Genomic DNA, 16859 nt, shown 5'->3' with positions numbered 1-16859 from the left:
CCGGCAACTGAGTCCGTAGTACCTCCCCCAAGTAGCACACCCGAGGTCGCGCCGATCACCTTCGTATGCGGCGATCTCTCCCTCTACCAGTCAGGTACCGCGTTGTACTCCGATAACACCACTGGCTACGAGGCATCCTGCGACACCTATGTGCCTCCGGCAACTACACAAGCTTCGGAAAGGGTTCTACGGTACTGCGATTACCCGGGAACTGCGGTGTACACCGATGGCTCGTACTCCACGACCGATCCGGCCTGTGCGGAGATGCGTGCGGAGGCGAACACGAATCCCGGAGGTGGTTACCCATATGACCCTGACGAAGACCGGAACGGTGATGGTGTCGTAAACGGATACGAACGCTGCGGTGTTAAGTGTGGCAAAGAGCCGACCAGCGGTGATATCCAAACGCAGCACGGCTGCGAGCAGGGCTACATCACCGGACCTGCGTGCGAGCCGTACTCAGGCTGATCTTGGGGCGGCCTCGCCCGCAATCCCAGTCGTCTGGTTGGTACTGCGACATCTAGGGGGCGTTGCGTCGTTGAAATTACGCCGACGAAAGTAGCTGTAGGCGAATGTTTTTCGCGATTCAGGCGCGTTCGGCGTCTAAATCGGCGACTGATATGAGCGATCGGCCAAGCCGCACAAAGGAATAGCAGGCCAACCCGTCGTGGTCTGTTGGATGAGTTCGCTGCCAGGCCGAAGGTCATTGCGCTGCACAGTCGCGAAACCGGCAGTGACGATCTTTCCGTCGTCGTTCCTGCCGCGCAGTCGATTTTCATTCGGTCGCTTTCGGTCGTCCCGTGGAGCGACGACAAACGTAAGCGTGCGCGAATCTCTGCAATCGCAGAGATGCACGCACGCAAAACTAGCCGTGAGGTATTGCTTACTTGCTGGGCGTCGAGGTGACCGCCCTGATGCTGAGCTCGCCGTCTGCTTCATCGCCGCACGCACAGTCACAGTCACCGCCGCAACCGCCGGGATTGCAGTCTCCGGCGTAGCTGTCGTCATCGGCGTCGCAGTCGAGGTCTCCGCCGAAGGATTCAGCAAAATCGTCGTCGAGTTCGTGAGTGAAGTCGTGAACCTCGTCGATCAGGTTCAGCAGATGCTGCGGAGCGAAGGGATCGGCGTCGAGCATCGTGGAGACCAGTAGGTGGTCGCCGCTGAAGGCGAAGCGGAGGCGCGGCCATTCCTGCGCGAGTTCGATGAGTCGAGTCGCAGCATGCGAGGGATTGCCGAGGCCGGTCAGAACCGAAGACCAAACGTTGATCTGGGGTCCGTCGTCGGCGACGGTCACGTAGACGACAAATCCGTGAACCGGCACGACAATGTCGCCGTCGTCATCGGTGGCAGGCTCACTGCCCAGCAGTTCGGCGAGGGTCTGGACGCACAGGCGAACCAACTCGTCGCGCTCGTCCGTCACCAAGGCAATTGCGCCGTTGATGTGGAGGGGCTGGTCGGCGGTCGTGTCTTGGTCGCTCATGGATCCTCATGTTCTGTGCCAGTCCGAGCAGGCGCTGGGCACTGTTTTCGTGCGGTAGCTGTCAGGTCTACGGTAATCGGCGCACACTATTGTCCGCGCAGTGGATGATCAAAGATGCCTGGGTAGGTCCGTGTTGATCTGGACTTGACAGCCGACCAGCGACGAGATGCGAGCCCCGACAAATCGGGCAACCTTGTGGCAGTGAGTATCTCGGATCTAGCCTCCATGCATGACGGGTCAGAGAGTTCGGCGAGCTTCACATCTGCGTTTGGTAGCTGCATATCAAGCGGCGCAAAGCCAGATGAAGGTCCTTACGCCGAGGCAGATGCGGAATCAGCGTCGACGGCCGGAGGTGGCGAACTTTGTCATGCGGATCGAACTCGATTGCATCACGCCGCCTATTTGGAGACGGTTTTCGGTTCCGTCGAATATCGAACTGGACCAACTTCATTCGATTGTGCAGGCGGTGATGGGTGGGGAGATCAACACGCTCATCAGTGGGTGAGTGTCCATCATTCAACGGGCAATGGCCCAGATCGATATATCGCGCCAGAGGTGATCGAGCGCGACGGATACCAGGAAGACGAGTTTGGTGAGGACGAAGTCCGGATCGACGAGGCAGTAACCGCGGTCGGGGAGTACGTCCGTTATGAGTACAACGCCCGCGCAAGGTGGAGTCACACGTTGGTTCTCGAGCAGATTGTCGAAGACCAGCCGATTTCTGAGCCATCCTGTCTCGACGGCGAGAGAGCGTGCCCGCCGGAGGATTCTGGCGGTCCGATCGGGTATCGCGAGTTCCTGAACGTGCAGGCGAGTACCGGACTGTTCGATCCCGAACGTTTTGTTTCCGCAGAGTCCAATGCAGCAGTCACCATTGCAGTGGCATTGCATAAATCACCGCCCGTGGAAAGCTCGCTGTTCGAGAACTTCTTGCGCCGACTGTCGGTTCATTCCGCGCCGAAACTGTTTGCCGCAGTTGCCAAATCGGAGCTTCGTGGCGGATATGACAACTATTTCGAGGTGATGCGTGAGGGAGCAACCTGCCAACTGCTGTGGCTGCTGAACTCCGCGCGAGTCGGTGGGATTGCGTTGACGGCGTCCGGGGCACTTCCTTCGGACCATGTTGCGGACGCCCGAGACGAACTCGATTGGGGCAGTGACTGGATCGATGTCACGGCAGGGAGTGACTCGCAATTGGCAGTACTCGTGGAAGCCGCCAAGACACTGGGATTTGTCCGGAAACTCCGAGGCACTTTGATTCTGACTCGACTCGGAGCGTCAGTGCTTGCATATGAAGGCGAGCTGTGGCGTCACATCGTGACGGCCATGCCGTTGGGAAAGGGTGAGTTGGCGCAGGAAGCCGGCCGAATTCTGTTCCTTACGTTGGCTGCCGGCTTGTCGGAGTCCGAACGTAGTGAAGTGATGATCGAAGGCCTCACGGCATTGGGTTGGTCGACAACAGACGGAACACGACTCGGGGACGACGATTGGACGTGGATGGTGCGAGACACTCTCGTGTACCTGCGAATGATCGGGGCGATTGTCTCCAATCCGCTGGACCAGCATGTTTCCGCCGATCCAGAGTGGGGCCGACGGTTTGCCAGGATGGTCCTGTCGATGTAGGTATGCGATCGAATCGAGCATCGATTTCAATCGATGCGGAGTTGTTATATGCGCTGGAAGCGCACGATTTTACCGCGGCGGAAACGTGAATATTTTCGGGTGGGAAAATATCGGAGTTTTTGTTCGAAATTGCCATCATGCTATGGTCGATTCTCAGTTGTTGAATTGCGTGGTCGAGCCAAAAGCTTGCGCAGAAGAATTATTTTGTGGAGGTTGGGTTTCCGAAAAGACGAAGTGCGTGTTGCTAGTCAATTGAATATGTGACCGGTGTTGGTATGACGGTCGCTCCTAGGGCGTGCAGAAACGAAGCGCAAAGATCCTGAACAGGGGTTTTGTGCTTTGTTCTGCCGATTATGTGCGAAGGATGTGGCATGTGACGGGGTCCGACATGGTCCAGTTCAGTACATTGGTAATTGTTTCACTGCTTGTTGCTTTTTATGGTGGAACTTTTCTGATTTCTCTTCGTATTGGTAAGAAGCAGGAAAGTGCCGACGGTTTTATGACCGCCGGAAACAAGTTAGGATTTGGTGTTTCGGCCGCGAGTATGACGGCCACCTGGATTTGGGCGTCGTCGATGTATGCATCCGCCACTTCTGGCTACACCTACGGAATCTCCGGCCCCATTCACTACGGTTTATGGGGCGCGTTGATGATTCTCTTCATTTATCCGTTTGGCCAGCGAATTCGCAAAGTAGCGCCGAAAGCCCACACGCTGGCCGAGGTCATGTACGCGCGGCACGGACGCTCGAGTCAGCTGATGCTCGCGGGTTCCAATATCGTCGGCAGTCTCATCAGTTTGATGTCGAACTTCCTCGCTGGTGGTCTGCTGATCGCGTTGCTTTCGCCGTTCAACTTCATTCAGGGTGTGTTCATCGTCGCGTTGGGCGTTTTGCTGTACACGCTGTGGTCGGGCTTCCGCGCTTCGGTGTTGACCGACTTCGTTCAGCTGATCGGAATGCTCGGTGCGGTAGCGGTTTTGGTGCCGTTTATCTTCTTTGCGGCGGGGTTCCCGGCAGCCTTCGAATCCGGCGCAGGCAACCTCACCGCTGAGCAGGGCAACTTCTTCTCGAGCGTTGCCTTCTTCGAACAGGGGGCGCCGTACATCGCGGCAGTTCTTGCCTACGCAATCGGCAACCAGACCATTGCCCAACGTCTGTTCGCGGTCCGCGAAGACCTGATCAAGCCCACCTTCATCACCGCAACCGTGGGATACGGCGCAACGGTCATTGGTGTCGGAATGCTGGGTGTTCTCGCTCTATACCTCGGAATCGAGCCGATGGATGGTGACGTCAACAATCTGATTCCGCAGATGGCCGCGTCGTACCTGCCCGGAATTTTGCTGGCTGTCTTCTTTGTCATGATCATAGGCGCGCTGTCATCGACGGCAGACTCGGACCTTGCTGCGCTCTCGTCCATCGTGATGACCGACGTTTACGGCCAAGCCGTCGCAGGCAAGGCTAATGCGAACCCTCGACGGATGCTGCTCATCGGCCGAGTAACGATGATAGTTGCCACGGCGGCGGCTATCTCCTTGGCAAGTCTGCAACTGAGCATTCTTGATCTGTTGGTGTTCGTCGGCGCGCTGTGGGGCGCGCTGGTGTTCCCGGTTATCGCGAGCTTCTATTGGGGAAAGGTCACCAACAAGGCCTTCACTGTGTCGGTGCTGGTGGCGCTTGCAGCCTTCTTGCCCGTCCGATTCAGTTGGGTGCCGATGGATGGGATGTTCGGGATCTTCTCCGACATCGTTGCCGTTGTCGGTATCGGAGTGGTGCTGGGGCTCATGGCATTTGGATTCTTCGGCCTGAAGGTTGCGCAGATCGTCGGTGGCCTGGCGATCGTGCTGTCCGCGCCGTTCGCAATCGGCTTCCTCCACGACTACCCAACGCTCAGCGGATCTTTGGTGGCCTATGCCGTCAGTACCGTCGTGTGCTTTGCGATGTCCGTCAATCAGCGTGAGACGTTCGATTTCGAACTGATCAAGCAGCGGACGGGAGACTTCGACGATGACGAGCTTCCTGCCGTGGGAGCGTCCGGAAAGTAACCGTCGAGACAAGTGGAAGGAATACGAATGAGTACAGCTCTACTGACCATTTATGTTCTGATCTGGCCGGCGTTGGTCTTGGTCGTGCTGGGAGTCATCAGCAAGGGATTCTTCAAGGATTGGGCAACTGCTCGCCGCAACGGTGAGGATCTGGTCTAACTTTTCACGCCGCCACCGACGGACTTCTTGTCGGTGGCGGCGGTCATATTGCAATCGGGACTGGGGGCAGCGTTATAGTTGCCCAGTGCAACACGACGGAGCAATGGCGCTCACCGGTCCACCAGCCGTTCATGACGAGCTGGTGCACCTGACGCGGCAGTTGATGACGGGGGATCGGCATTCCGATGACCACCCGTCGATCGCCCAGCATTCGTTCCTCTCCTTCATCGGCCGCAATGACGGATGCAAGGCCACGGAGATCTCCGAAGTCTTCGGCGTCAACCGCTCGACCATCTCGCGCCAAGTGCGCGGGTGCATCGAGGCTGGCTGGGTGTATGCCGATCCGGGATCCGTTCGTCAGGGCAATCCGCTGCACCTCACGGAGGCTGGCCGCAAATACCTCGACGCCGCCGACGCGCGTCGGCTCGACCAAGTCGCCGGCAGGCTGCACGATTGGACCGAGTCCGAGGTCGCAGACTTCGCCCGCGCACTCCACCGCTTCAGAATCAGCATCGAATCGCAGACCAACGGAGATGACACCCTGTGAGTGAGTACAGCGCCAAAGCCCAGTTCACCATCTCCGACAATGAGTCTGTGGTGCACACCGTCTTCACTCACGCCGAGCGCACGCCAGATCTGACGGTGTTCTCCCGACCCAAGGGCGAGGGTTGGGTAGATGTAACGGCTAAAGAGTTCGCCGAGCAGGTCACCGGCGTCGCAAACGGGCTCATCGCCGCTGGCGTGCAGGCAGGCGACCGCGTCGCACTCCTCTCTGCGACCCGATACGAGTGGACGCTGTTCGACTTCGCCATCTGGGCCGCCGGCGCGGCTACCGTTCCGATCTACGACTCGTCGTCTCAGGGGCAGGTCAGCTGGATCCTCGAAGACTCCGAGGCCGTCATCGCGATCGTCGAAACCGGCGCGCACGAGCAGCTGTTTCAGGACGCGCCAAGCACACTCAAAGCCGTCATGCAGATCGACGACGGCGCTGTGGAGAAGTTGACCGCACAGGGTGCCGACGTTGACGACACCGAGCTGAAGAAGCGGCTCGCGGGCATCAAGGCCGACGATCTTGCGTCACTCGTCTACACCTCCGGCACGACAGGCCGTCCCAAGGGATGCATCCTCACGCACCGCAACTTCCTGTCCGAGGTGCGCGGGATTCTCACTGCATCGATCGGCGAGGTGGCGGTTCCGGGAAACCGAGTCCTGACCTTCCTGCCGCTCGCTCACGTACTGGCTCGCGCGGTGTCCCTCGCGACGTTCGAAGCTGGTGCTTCGCAGGCACACTGGTCCGACTTTGCCACCATTACAACTCAATTCGAGCGGTACAAGCCCAACACCATCCTCGGTGTTCCGCGTGTATTCGAAAAAGTTCGTGACGGCGCAGCACGCAAGGCGGAGTCCGGTGGAAAGATTCCCGGCGCGATCTTCGCCTTCGCAGAAGCCACTGCCAAGGAGTACAGCCAAGCCCTCAACAAGGGCGGTCCCTCGCTGATCTTGAAGGCGAAGCACGCAGTGGCGGACAAGCTCGTGTACTCGAAGCTTCGTGAGGCTCTCGGCGGCGAATGCTGGTTCGCGATCTCCGGCGGCGGCGCGCTCACTCCTGAACTGGGGCACTTCTTCCGTGGGCTCGGAGTTCCGATCTACGAGGGCTACGGTCTCACCGAAACTACTGCGGCGCACTGCGTCAACGTCCCAGGTGCTCAGAGGATCGGAACCGTCGGACAGCCCATGGGCGGCAACGGGGTTCGCATCGCCGAGGACGGCGAGATCGAACTCAACGGCGGGGTTGTCTTCAAGGGCTACTGGAAGAACGACAAGGCCACCGAAGAGACGTTCGTCAACGGCTGGATGCGCACCGGGGATCTCGGTGAACTCGACAGCGACGGTTACCTTTCCATCGCCGGTCGCAAGAAGGATCTTCTGGTGACGGCGGGTGGCAAGAACGTCTCGCCCGGTCCGATGGAAGACCGTATCCGTTCGCATTCCATCGTCTCGCAGGCAGTCGTCGTCGGCGACGGGAAGACCTACATCACGGCGTTGCTGACCGTCGACCCCGAGGTGTTCGAGAAGTGGAAGGTGGAGAACGGCAAGCCTTCTGGTGCCACCGTCGCCGAACTACGTGACGACAGGGACCTTCGAGCGGAGCTGCAGAAGGCCGTCGACGACGCCAATGCCGCTGTCTCACATGCAGAGTCGATCAAGAAGTTCGTCATTCTCGATCGCGATCTGACCGAGGAAGACGGTGAGATGACAGCGACGCTCAAGATCAAGCGCAATGTCGTCGTCGATCGGTTCTCGAAAGAGATCGAAGGAATGTACGCGAAGAGCTAGGCGCGTTTGGGGAACTGCTCGCGGTAAGCCATCACGTCATCGAGGCGGAACCTGCGGTGGGTGCCGCGTAGTTCGATCGGGAGTTTCCCGGCGTCGGCGAGCTTACGTACATACGTGTCCGAAACGCCGAGGATCTCTGCTGCCTGCGAGGTGGTGAGGAGTTCTGCGACGGGCCCGAGGGCGACGCTGTCGCCGGCAGCGAGGTAGGTCAGGAGCTGCACGACGGCGTCGCCGACCGATGGCGGAATCTCGATGCTCACGCCGTCGAACACCAGCGTGGTCGTGTCCGTCGAGGTTGCGGCTCTCTCGGCCAGGGCCGTTTTGATTCGCTCGGCAGCATCGCCGTCGACTGCGGAAACGATGTGGTCGATGCTCACGCGGTATATCTCCGATCGAAGGCAGTGTTTCGCAAGCATAGACAGCGACAGTGTCCGTCGGCACGCTGGCTAGGGCCGTGTGCGTTGCATTACATGAGTGCCGTGAGTGGAAAACTATTTACCCACGTAGATCGGAATTCGAAGGTTTTGGCGCCCAAAGATATTCGACTCGACGCATATGTAACTCACCAAATTTGGTGTACCCGCAAGTAACATCCTGAGCGTGGCTAGACGATCGGTAACGGTGAGATTCGACGTAGAGGAACTGAGGGCCCTAGAGACCCTCCAAGAGCTCACGGGCGCGGACATTTCCAGCGTCATTCGTGAAGCTGTGATCGAGCATGCTCGTCGATGTGTTGCACAGGGAAAGCCCCGCGACATCGCCGAGCGACGCAAATCGCTGACCTTGCAGGAAGCCTTCGCCAAGTACTCCGCGTTGTGCACCGACGAGGAGCGGGAAGCGTCGTAGCGACCGGTTGAGTTCACAGTGATTCTGACTGTGGCGCTGGGTAGTTCGTTCGAGGAATATTGCGGCAACAGAAGTGTTGCGTAGACCTCTGACAGGAGCTGGCCAGTGACGGACGTCCTCGAACTCTCCACCGATGTATTGGTGATCGGTGGTGGCCCCGCCGGCGCGTGGGCAGCGTTGCGCGCGGCCAAGGCCGGTGCAGACGTCGTCCTGGTCGACAAGGGCTACTGCGGAACGAGCGGCGCAACGGCCCCCTCCGGAACGGGTGTTTGGTACGTCGAACCGGATACGACTGCCCGTGAGCGGGCAAAGGCCGGTCGTGAGGCGCTCGGCGGATATCTTGCCGACCACCATTGGATGGACCGCGTCCTCGAGCAGACATACTCCAACATGGATCTCCTCGCGGTGGAGGGCAGATATCCGTTCCCCGTCGACTCCAGCACGGGCAAGCAGATCCGCACCGGCTTGCAGGGGCCTGAGTACATGCGACGGATGCGCACCTGGATTCGTCGAACCGGTGTGCGGATCCTCGATCATTCGCCGGCGCTGGAGTTGTTGGTGGACGACGCCGGGCGAGTTCGCGGAGCGGCGGGCTACCAACGCCACGAGCAACAGGATTACCGAGTCTCGGCAGGCGCGGTAGTGGTCGCCAGTGGAGGTTGTGCGTTTCTGTCCGGTGCGTTGGGTACCAACGTCGATACCGGTGACGGTGCATTGATGGCGGCCGAAGTCGGAGCGGAGTTCTCTGGGATGGAGTTCTCCAACGCGTACGGAATCGCAGCGGCCGGATCGACGATCACCAAGACGGCTTACTACGCGTACGCGACGTTCTTTCACGCAGACGGAAGCGTGCTCGAAGGTGCCGGTTCGGCGAAGGGGAGGTCCGTCATCGCCAGCACGTTGCGGAACGAGCCGGTCTTCGCGCAGATCGATCGGGCCGACGCTGAGGTGCAGCGTCGAATGAGGCTGGGGCAACCCAACTTCTTCCTGCAATTCGATCGCCGCGGAATCGATCCCTTCACCGACAAATTCGAGGTCGGCATGCTCGCTGAAGGCACGGTGCGCGGCACTGGGGGAATCAACGTCGTCGATGACGATTGCGCGTCATCCGTTCCAGGACTGTTTGCCGCCGGGGACGCTGCGACCCGCGAGCGAATCTGCGGAGGGTTTACCGGCGGGGGAAGTCACAACGCCGCGTGGGCGATGTCTTCTGGTTCGTGGGCGGGAAGCGGTGCTGCGCGCTATGCGCTGTCGGTCGGACGTGGGTCTACCAGTGGTCTTCGCGGAGCCGGAACCGTCGGATTGCGTAATCCGGTACGAACCGGGTTTGCTGCCGACGATGTGGTGAAAGCTGCTCAGGCGCAGCTGATTCCCTTCGACAAGAACTACCTCCGCAGCGGTGATCGAGTATCCGCAGCGCTCGGTGAGCTCGAATCGCTGTGGGGTGCAGTGAGTGCGGATCTGGGCGCGGATCCAGCAGGTCGGATGGCGGCGCGGCAGGCTGCCGCGATCACGGCCGTCGGTCGCTGGATGTACCACTCGACGTTGGCGCGGACCGAGACTCGGGGAATGAGCAAGCGTGACGATTATCCCGAACTCGATGGAACGCAGCATCATCACGTTCTCACCGGAGGTTTGGATTCGGTGTGGACCCGAACGTCGGAACCTGTCGGGTCTGCATTGGTGGCGTCATGATCGAGCTGGTGTCCGCGCCTGACTGCATCGGTTGCGACAAGTGCGTAGACGTTTGTCCTACAGATGTTTTCGATCGGACGCCGTCGGGCGTCCCGGTGATTGCGCGCCAATCGGATTGCCAGACCTGCTTCATGTGTGAGGCATATTGCCCGACGGATGCGCTGTATGTGCATCCGCAATCCACGCCGTTGGAAACGGCCGATGTGATCGAGGACGATCACATCGGCCGCTACCGAGAGAAGATCGGATGGGGCAAAGGGCGGGCACCTGGGTCCCTGACTGCGGTGGGCCCGGAGGTGCCCCGTCCGGTTACGACCTGACGAGAATCTTGACTGCAGTGTCGTTGTGCTCGATCAGAGTGGTGAATCCTTCGGAGATCAATTCTTCGAGCTGAATACGACCGGTGATGAATGGCGCCAGATCGACGACACCGTCCTGGACCATCTTGATGACCGCTTCATGGTCGCGTACGTACGCGATGGTTCCGCGTAGGTCGATTTCCTTGAGGACCAGCTTCTGCATGTCAATGGTCGCGGGCTTGCCCCAAATCGACACGTTGACAACAACTCCAGCAGGCCTGACCGTGTCGAGCATGGTGTCGAGTACTGCGTTGACGCCTGCGCACTCGAAACCGATGTCTGCGCCGATGCCTCCGCTGAGTTCGAGGACGCGCGCTTTGACGTCTTCGGTGGTGGGATCGATGACGTAGTCGGCGACTCCACTGGAGAGGGCCTTGGCTTTGCGGGCCTCGCTGAGTTCGGTGACGATCGTCGTGACACCCAGACCCTTGAGGACTGCCGCAACGAGGAGTCCGATCGGTCCGGCTCCGCCCACGATGGCGACGTTGCCGCTTTCGGCTCCACTGCGTACGACGGCGTGATGGGCGACGCTCAACGGTTCGATGAGAGCTGCCTCGTCGAGCGGGATGTTGCCGATCTTGTGGATCCAGCGACGGTCGACGACGACCTTCTCGCTGAGTCCGCCACCGCCGCCGGCCAAGCCGATGAACCCCATCTTCGTACACAGGTGGTAGTTGCCCGCCTTGCACGGGGCGCACTCGTTGCAGACGAAGTACGGCTCGACGACAACATTTTCACCGACCTCGACGTCCGTGACACCTTCGCCGACCTCTTCGACGGTGCCGGAGAACTCGTGGCCCATCGTGACCGGCGCATTCTCGTGTGAGAGTGGATGCGGGTGGCCCGGTGCGGAGATGAAGATCGGTCCCTCGAGGTACTCGTGGAGATCGGTGCCGCAGATTCCGCACCATGCGACCTTCAGCTTGACTGTTCCTGGCCGCAATTCGGGCTCAGGGATCTCTTCGATCCGGATGTCTTTCTGCCCGTGGAACCGTGCTGCCTTCATTGATCCGCACCTCACTTCGTTGTGAATCCCCTGGTAGATCGACGTTAGGCCGATTATCGGCGTGGGTGAAGGGTTGCAACGGAATGCAATGGGGTGGAACCGATCGGTGCTGGGGAGCGTCCAATACTGTGAGCGGGTCGCGAACGAGGGGGAGTGCTGTGGGAGTGAGGGTTGCAGTGGTCCTGGTCGCGGCCGCGCTGTTGGTTGGGGGTTGTTCCTCGACGGTCGAGGGCGAGGCTTTCCCTGTCGATGTGATTGGGATGTTTGATCCGTGTGAGGTTCTCGGCAATGAGGAATTGGAGAGAGTCGGAGTTGACCCGGCAACAAAAGAGGTTGACATAGTCAACACCCATATCGATGGGTTCAATATATGCAAATGGGAAGGATCTTGGTTCTTCCTCCGTCTGACTTCCACAACACACTCGCTTGCGGACGTCGAAGCAAATCCGGTGATGCGCGATCTACATCGAATTCAACTTGCCGGCCGAGAGGTCCTGATGTTCCAGGAACACAATGACAAGGCGGACACCGCGTGCAATATCGCCTTCGCGACTGCTCAGTCCACGGCGATGATTCGAGTGGGTGCGAAAGTCGGTGACCAGCGCCCCGAAACTTCGTGTGAACTGGTTGAGCGGGTAGGTCTGACCGTGTTACCGCTGCTTCCCGAATAACGCTCGGAAGAGATTCGACTCGTAGTGAATTGGAGTATGTGATGTCCGGTTTGTATCTGGAGAAGAGGGTCGCAGAGGATCTGGCGAAGGCGTGTGATGATCTAATTTCGCTGTTCAGGTCACTGTCGGACGATGCGAACTATCTCGGGCAAGTGGGAGGCTTCGGCACTCTCGGATCCGCCCGGGCACTGCAGGTTAAGTTCGAGGAAAAGGCGGTTGGCGGCCCGGATGCGCTCGTCGATGTGTTGGCGAGTCATATCGCGGTCGTGGAGGCAATGCAGGCTCAGTTTCAAGCCTGCATCGACAACGCATTGGATCAGGAGTCGTCGAACGTCTCGACTTTGAGGTCGATCGACCAACCGAACTGAGTCAGTGGATGTGTTGCTGCCAATCGGCTGGGACACGACCCTTAGGTCCCGGCGTCGGCTGATCTACGGGATGTGAAGTGGGCGCCGCCAATTCAGGTCCGTCGTACGCCTCGTTGGTTTCGAAGCTCCAGAACCAATCCTCACCGGGTTCGTAGCTCTGCATGAACGGATGCTTTGTCGAGGCCGCATGCTTGCTTGCGTGCTGTGACGGTGAGGAGTCGCAACACCCCACGTGACCGCATTGCGCGCATCGACGCAGGTGCACCCACCAACCGCCGCTCGCATCGCATTCAACGCATCCCGCGCCACTAGGCGGCACGCTCGGATCGATCCCCGCTGGAAGTCCGTCGGTCATGGTCCACCCTCTCGCTGACTGAAGTCGGTCATTTCATCGTGCGCTTTGCCTACCGGCCGTGCAAGGGCGACTAGTCGTCGCGCGTATCCCGCGGTGGGCCCGCGATTGGCAACAAAACTCTGAACCGGGTGTTACCGGGCTCCGACGTGACCCGCAGCTCACCACGATGCTTGCCGACCACAATTCGCCATGAAATATCAAGGCCGAGACCGGTTCCCTCACCGACAGGCTTAGTCGTGAAGAAGGGTTCGAAGATCCTGTCGATGACGTCATCGGGAATCCCGGCGCCGGTGTCGCAGATCTCGATGCACACGCGGTCGCCATCGCGGCTTGTCCGAACGGTGAGTGTTCCCGATCCGTCCATGGCAGACACCGCATTGTCGATCAGGTTGGTCCACACCTGATTGAGTTCGGCGGCGTAGGCGTCGATCGGAGGCAACGCAAGGTCGTACTCCTTGACGACTTCGATTCCGCTTCCGATCTTTTGCCCCAACATGATCAACGTGCTGTCAAGCAATTCGTGGACATCGATGGTCTGGAAGGGTGCGCGGTCCATCTGAGAATACTGTTTGGCTGCACCGACGAGAGTCGAAATCCTCGTTGTGGAGTCGGCGATCTCGTTCATCAGGAGTTCGGATTCGATGGTGTAATTCAGCCAGCGAATTGCGCCTTCGAGTACGGACTCGTCAACGGCTGCAGCAACGTTCTCGAGCCAAGCGGTGTCGAGTCCAGCCTGCACGAAGGTCGGAGCCAGGTCCCAACCTTCTCGAATCGAATGATCCTCGAACCATTCACCCAACGAATCCTCCCGATCGGAGGCTTCGAGGGGGGTGAGCGTCGGCGCCTTGGCGACAACCTCTGCAACTTCCTCTTGAAGTCGCATGAGAGTGACGAGGGCATCGCGGTCGTAGGTGCCCGATGCAACCATTCCCAGTTTGTGACGCATGCCTGCGACACGCTCGCGCAAAGACGCGGTCGCTCGAACTGCTGCGGCTGCGGGATTATTGAGCTCGTGAGTCAATCCCGCCGACAGTGATCCAAGCGCCAGCAGTCGTTCTCGTTGGTCGATGATCTGCTGGGTGTTCTTCTTGCCGAAGAAGACACCCTCGAGTAGATGTACCGCCATCGGAAACCACTCGCGCATCGCATTGCCGAATTTGTCGGCGTCCAGGACGAAAAACGTCGAGGGCGTCGTCACCCGCATCGAACCGGCGTACACCTGCGGTACCCGATCGCCGAGATACGCCGTCCATCCTCCCGAGTAGACGCCGCGCTGGGTGGTCCTGTTGATCTCGATGTCTTCGCCGCCCGACAGCTTGGACAGCACCACCTCGCCCTCGATGAGGACGTAGAAGCAGGTGGCAGGCTCACCTTCGAGGTAGACCTGACCTCGATCGATTTCGGTGATATGGCCTGCCTGGCAGAGTGATTCGAGCTGATCGTCGGTGAGCTTCTCGAACAGGAACAGGGTGCGGAGCAAGTCTGGGCTGCATTCAGGAATGGACATCGAATCTCCCTATTGTTGAGCGAGATAGCGGTGGACGAACATCACGGCCATCGCGCCCTCTCCGACGGCCGACGCGACGCGCTTGGCCGATTCGGCGTGTACGTCCCCGGCGACAAACACTCCGGGGACACTGGTTTCGAGATGATGTGGTGCGCGGTCGAGCGGCCACCCGTCCGGTGTGACGCCTTCGGACGGAAGGTCCGGGCCGGCAAGAACGAAGCCATTTCCGTCGCGGACCACCACGTCTCCGAGCCAGTCGGTCAGGGGAGCGGCACCGATGAAGATGAACAACCACTGAGCATCGACAGTGTCTTCTTCTCCGGTGGCTCTGTTACGCAGTGTAATTCGTTCGAGGTGATCGTCACCCTCAGCGCCGACTACCTCCGTGCACGTGCGCACGGTGATCTTCGGATTCTTTTCGATCTGCTGAATCAGGTAGTAGGACATCGAGGCTTCGAGCGAGTTGCCGCGAATGAGAATGGTGACGGACCTAGCTCCGCGGGAGAGATAGACCGCAGCTTGCCCTGCCGAATTGGCGCCGCCGACTATGTACACATCCTGCTCGCTGCACCGAGCGGCTTCGGTGACGGCCGATCCGTAGTAGACCCCTCGGCCGGTGTATGTATCGAGTCCCGGCGCCGAAAGCTGGCGATAGGAAACACCGGTCGCCAAGATGACCGAATGGGCGTCGACCGACGAACCGTCGTCGAAACGCACTGTGCGGGCCGAGCCGTTGATTTCCAAACCGGTGACGTCTCGCGCGGTGATGACCTCGGCGCCGAACTTGGTTGCCTGGCGCCTCGCCCGATCGGCCAACTGTGCGCCGGACACTCCGTCGGGGAAGCCGAGGTAGTTCTCGATTCGTGAACTCTGGCCGGCCTGACCGCCAGTCGCCCGCCGTTCGATGAGGACCGTCCGAAGTCCCTCCGAAGCGCCGTACAGAGCAGCGCCCAGACCCGCAGGGCCGCCGCCGATGACAACGAGATCGTAAAAGTCTTCGGAGAGGGTGGTACTCAACCCGAGTTTGTCGGCGAGTTCGGCGTCAGTGGGCTCGACAAGGACATCCCCATTGGATGCGATGACGACGGGAAGCCGCAGTTCGTCGGTACCGGCAGCCGAGAGCAGTCGTTGGCCTTCCGGCTCGTCTGACATGTACCAGCGATAGGCAAGTTGGTTGCGTGCCAAGAACTCTCGGACGTCGGATGATCGCTCGGACCAACGATGGCCGATCACCTTGGTTTCCTCGGCGGGGTGATGACTCGAACTTGCCCAGGCATCGAGCAGCGCATCGATGACGGGGTACAGCTTCTCTTCCGGCGGATCCCAAGGCTTGAGGAGGTAGTGGTCGAGGTCGACGACGTTGATGGCGTCGATCGCAGCATCGGTGTCGGCGTACGCGGTGAGGAGAACGCGACGAGCTACGGGATACAGGTCCATTGCCTGTTCGAGGAACTCGATTCCACTCAAACCGGGCATGCGGTAATCGGCGACGATCACAGCGACTGCATCGCCGCGAAGTTTCATTTCACGCAAGGTTTCGAGAGCCTGGTCGCCGGACTCCGCACGAATGATTCGGTACTTCTCTCCGTACCGTTTGCGAAGGTCTCGAACGACGGCACGCGAAACACCAGGATCGTCGTCGACGCTGAGGATCGCTGGTTTGGCCGGGGCTTTCGGTGCGCTCACTCGGTGCCTTCCCGAAGTCGTAGTCAACCTCTCCAGTATGCGACTGCTGAGCTGAGCGTCAATCGCTGAAGATGCGCTCTGAGTGAACCGGCGAACCTGAACTGGGAATTTCGTGATTGCGGGAACCGATCGAGCCTCCGGTGCATCCAATACAGTGGGTCCACATCAACAGGGGGTGTCATGCGGGGGTCGGTGGGGGTTGGGCGACTGCTCATGGCTGGGGTGTTGGTGTGGGCTGCGGCAGGATGCAGCTCAGTCGTGGAGGGGGCGGCTGAGCCTGCATCCGGCCAAGAGGGATTGTTCGATCCGTGCAAGGACATTCCGGACTCGGTGTTGGAAGAAGTGGGGCTTGATCCGGCTACCGAGGAAGTTGATATCGCGGGAGTTGAGCAGCCTGGATGGAGAATTTGCTCATGGACGGGAACGTGGTTCTTCGTGTCAGTTCTCTCCAACCGATACACCCAGATTGAAGTGACCCGAAACCCGGAATATGCGGAGTTTGTTGAAATGACTATTGGCGATCGCGCGGGTATCCGGTTCCAGCGAGGAAGCGATGCAGCAGCCGATGGGTGCTACGTGGCTTTTGCGGCAACGCAGGGTTCGGTGTGGGTAAATGTCGAAGCAAAGGCCGGGGTCACGCACCAAGAGTCGGCGTGTGAATTGGTTGCAGACGTCGCAGAACACCTCGACGGGAACCTCCCGCGGTGAGCACGGCGAGGGGGCTTG

Annotated in this window: 16 protein-coding genes and 1 pseudogene; 11 read left to right on the top strand and 6 right to left on the bottom strand. The window is 59.7% G+C overall.

Annotated features, from left to right (window positions below):
- Window positions 1-883 precede the first annotated feature (883 nt).
- Entirely contained in the window at window positions 884-1480 is a 597-nt protein-coding gene (locus QRN54_RS32805; protein WP_162114807.1) for a T3SS (YopN, CesT) and YbjN peptide-binding chaperone 1, read from the bottom strand.
- A 229-nt stretch (window positions 1481-1709) separates the two neighbouring features.
- Here QRN54_RS32805 and QRN54_RS32795 point away from each other — a divergent pair.
- The 5 genes and pseudogenes from QRN54_RS32795 to QRN54_RS32775 all read left to right on the top strand — a co-directional run bounded on the left by QRN54_RS32795 (window position 1710) and on the right by QRN54_RS32775 (window position 7640).
- Window positions 1710-3103 (top strand): annotated as a pseudogene (locus tag QRN54_RS32795) (plasmid pRiA4b ORF-3 family protein).
- Window positions 3104-3491: 388 nt separating this feature from the next.
- Window positions 3492-5144, top strand: coding sequence for a sodium:solute symporter family protein (locus QRN54_RS32790; protein ID WP_285184015.1), 1653 nt, complete (start codon window positions 3492-3494; stop codon window positions 5142-5144).
- A 27-nt stretch (window positions 5145-5171) separates the two neighbouring features.
- Entirely contained in the window at window positions 5172-5303 is a 132-nt protein-coding gene (locus QRN54_RS32785) for a putative transporter small subunit (RefSeq protein WP_003941363.1), read from the top strand.
- Between the two features lie 103 nt (window positions 5304-5406).
- Complete coding sequence (locus QRN54_RS32780; RefSeq protein ID WP_007726042.1) at window positions 5407-5850, top strand: MarR family winged helix-turn-helix transcriptional regulator; 444 nt, start codon at window positions 5407-5409, stop codon at window positions 5848-5850.
- Window positions 5847-7640, top strand: a complete 1794-nt coding sequence (locus tag QRN54_RS32775; protein WP_285184004.1) for an AMP-dependent synthetase/ligase — start codon at window positions 5847-5849, stop codon at window positions 7638-7640. The genes QRN54_RS32780 and QRN54_RS32775 overlap by 4 nt, the downstream gene beginning before the upstream one ends.
- Here QRN54_RS32775 and QRN54_RS32770 read toward each other — a convergent pair.
- Window positions 7637-8017, bottom strand: a complete 381-nt coding sequence (locus tag QRN54_RS32770) for a helix-turn-helix domain-containing protein (protein WP_003941392.1) — start codon at window positions 8015-8017, stop codon at window positions 7637-7639. The genes QRN54_RS32775 and QRN54_RS32770 overlap by 4 nt on opposite strands.
- A 223-nt stretch (window positions 8018-8240) precedes the next feature.
- Between QRN54_RS32770 and QRN54_RS32765 the strand changes: the two genes are divergently transcribed.
- The 3 genes from QRN54_RS32765 to QRN54_RS32755 all read left to right on the top strand — a co-directional run bounded on the left by QRN54_RS32765 (window position 8241) and on the right by QRN54_RS32755 (window position 10501).
- On the top strand, window positions 8241-8486 hold the full coding sequence (locus tag QRN54_RS32765) for a hypothetical protein (protein ID WP_020908376.1): 246 nt from the start codon (window positions 8241-8243) through the stop codon (window positions 8484-8486).
- Between the two features lie 105 nt (window positions 8487-8591).
- A complete protein-coding gene (locus tag QRN54_RS32760; RefSeq protein WP_007726050.1) occupies window positions 8592-10181 on the top strand; it encodes an FAD-dependent oxidoreductase in 1590 nt (529 codons plus the stop codon).
- A complete protein-coding gene (locus QRN54_RS32755; RefSeq protein WP_007726052.1) occupies window positions 10178-10501 on the top strand; it encodes a 4Fe-4S dicluster domain-containing protein in 324 nt (107 codons plus the stop codon). The genes QRN54_RS32760 and QRN54_RS32755 overlap by 4 nt, the downstream gene beginning before the upstream one ends.
- Here QRN54_RS32755 and QRN54_RS32750 read toward each other — a convergent pair.
- Complete coding sequence (locus QRN54_RS32750; protein WP_003941279.1) at window positions 10491-11546, bottom strand: 2,3-butanediol dehydrogenase; 1056 nt, start codon at window positions 11544-11546, stop codon at window positions 10491-10493. The two genes, QRN54_RS32755 and QRN54_RS32750, sit on opposite strands and share 11 nt — an antisense overlap.
- 164 nt (window positions 11547-11710) lie before the next feature.
- Here QRN54_RS32750 and QRN54_RS32745 point away from each other — a divergent pair, with 164 nt between their 5' ends.
- Both QRN54_RS32745 and QRN54_RS32740 read left to right on the top strand, forming a co-directional pair.
- Window positions 11711-12217, top strand: a complete 507-nt coding sequence (locus QRN54_RS32745) for a DUF3558 family protein (protein ID WP_007726058.1) — start codon at window positions 11711-11713, stop codon at window positions 12215-12217.
- 41 nt (window positions 12218-12258) lie between these two features.
- Entirely contained in the window at window positions 12259-12585 is a 327-nt protein-coding gene (locus QRN54_RS32740) for a hypothetical protein (protein ID WP_007726060.1), read from the top strand.
- 1 nt (window position 12586) lies between these two features.
- Here the strand turns inward: QRN54_RS32740 and QRN54_RS32735 are convergent, their stop codons facing one another.
- From QRN54_RS32735 to QRN54_RS32725, 3 genes are all read right to left on the bottom strand, one after another.
- Window positions 12587-12940, bottom strand: coding sequence for a UBP-type zinc finger domain-containing protein (locus tag QRN54_RS32735; RefSeq protein ID WP_003941317.1), 354 nt, complete (start codon window positions 12938-12940; stop codon window positions 12587-12589).
- Between the two features lie 70 nt (window positions 12941-13010).
- Window positions 13011-14447 carry an ATP-binding protein gene (locus QRN54_RS32730; RefSeq protein ID WP_003941311.1) on the bottom strand — a complete coding sequence of 479 codons (1437 nt, stop codon included), beginning with the start codon at window positions 14445-14447 and terminating at the stop codon, window positions 13011-13013.
- 9 nt (window positions 14448-14456) lie between these two features.
- Window positions 14457-16133 (bottom strand): NAD(P)/FAD-dependent oxidoreductase, encoded by a 1677-nt coding sequence (locus tag QRN54_RS32725; protein WP_019749255.1) that lies wholly within the window; start codon window positions 16131-16133, stop codon window positions 14457-14459.
- A gap of 180 nt (window positions 16134-16313) precedes the next feature.
- On the opposite strand from QRN54_RS32725, the gene QRN54_RS32720 reads away from it, so the two are divergent.
- A complete protein-coding gene (locus QRN54_RS32720; protein WP_308190172.1) occupies window positions 16314-16841 on the top strand; it encodes a DUF3558 domain-containing protein in 528 nt (175 codons plus the stop codon).
- Window positions 16842-16859 lie beyond the last annotated feature (18 nt).

It is taken from the genome of Rhodococcus sp. MEB032 (assembly GCF_030208925.1).
Taxonomy (GTDB): domain Bacteria; phylum Actinomycetota; class Actinomycetes; order Mycobacteriales; family Mycobacteriaceae; genus Rhodococcus_F; species Rhodococcus_F qingshengii.
Note: the sequence above shows the minus strand (reverse complement) of the source record. Positions and strands in the feature narration are given on the sequence as shown.

What these genes read in the sequence shown, in the direction of transcription:
- QRN54_RS32735 (WP_003941317.1), bottom strand. Translation starts at nt 12,940, where the DNA reads ATGACCGACGGACTTCCAGCGGGGATCGATCCGAGCGTGCCGCCTAGT.
- QRN54_RS32720 (WP_308190172.1), top strand. Translation starts at nt 16,314, where the DNA reads ATGCGGGGGTCGGTGGGGGTTGGGCGACTGCTCATGGCTGGGGTGTTG.
- QRN54_RS32750 (WP_003941279.1), bottom strand. Translation starts at nt 11,546, where the DNA reads ATGAAGGCAGCACGGTTCCACGGGCAGAAAGACATCCGGATCGAAGAG.
- QRN54_RS32730 (WP_003941311.1), bottom strand. Translation starts at nt 14,447, where the DNA reads ATGTCCATTCCTGAATGCAGCCCAGACTTGCTCCGCACCCTGTTCCTG.
- QRN54_RS32805 (WP_162114807.1), bottom strand. Translation starts at nt 1,480, where the DNA reads ATGAGCGACCAAGACACGACCGCCGACCAGCCCCTCCACATCAACGGC.
- QRN54_RS32785 (WP_003941363.1), top strand. Translation starts at nt 5,172, where the DNA reads ATGAGTACAGCTCTACTGACCATTTATGTTCTGATCTGGCCGGCGTTG.
- QRN54_RS32780 (WP_007726042.1), top strand. Translation starts at nt 5,407, where the DNA reads ATGGCGCTCACCGGTCCACCAGCCGTTCATGACGAGCTGGTGCACCTG.
- QRN54_RS32790 (WP_285184015.1), top strand. Translation starts at nt 3,492, where the DNA reads ATGGTCCAGTTCAGTACATTGGTAATTGTTTCACTGCTTGTTGCTTTT.
- QRN54_RS32755 (WP_007726052.1), top strand. Translation starts at nt 10,178, where the DNA reads ATGATCGAGCTGGTGTCCGCGCCTGACTGCATCGGTTGCGACAAGTGC.
- QRN54_RS32740 (WP_007726060.1), top strand. Translation starts at nt 12,259, where the DNA reads ATGTCCGGTTTGTATCTGGAGAAGAGGGTCGCAGAGGATCTGGCGAAG.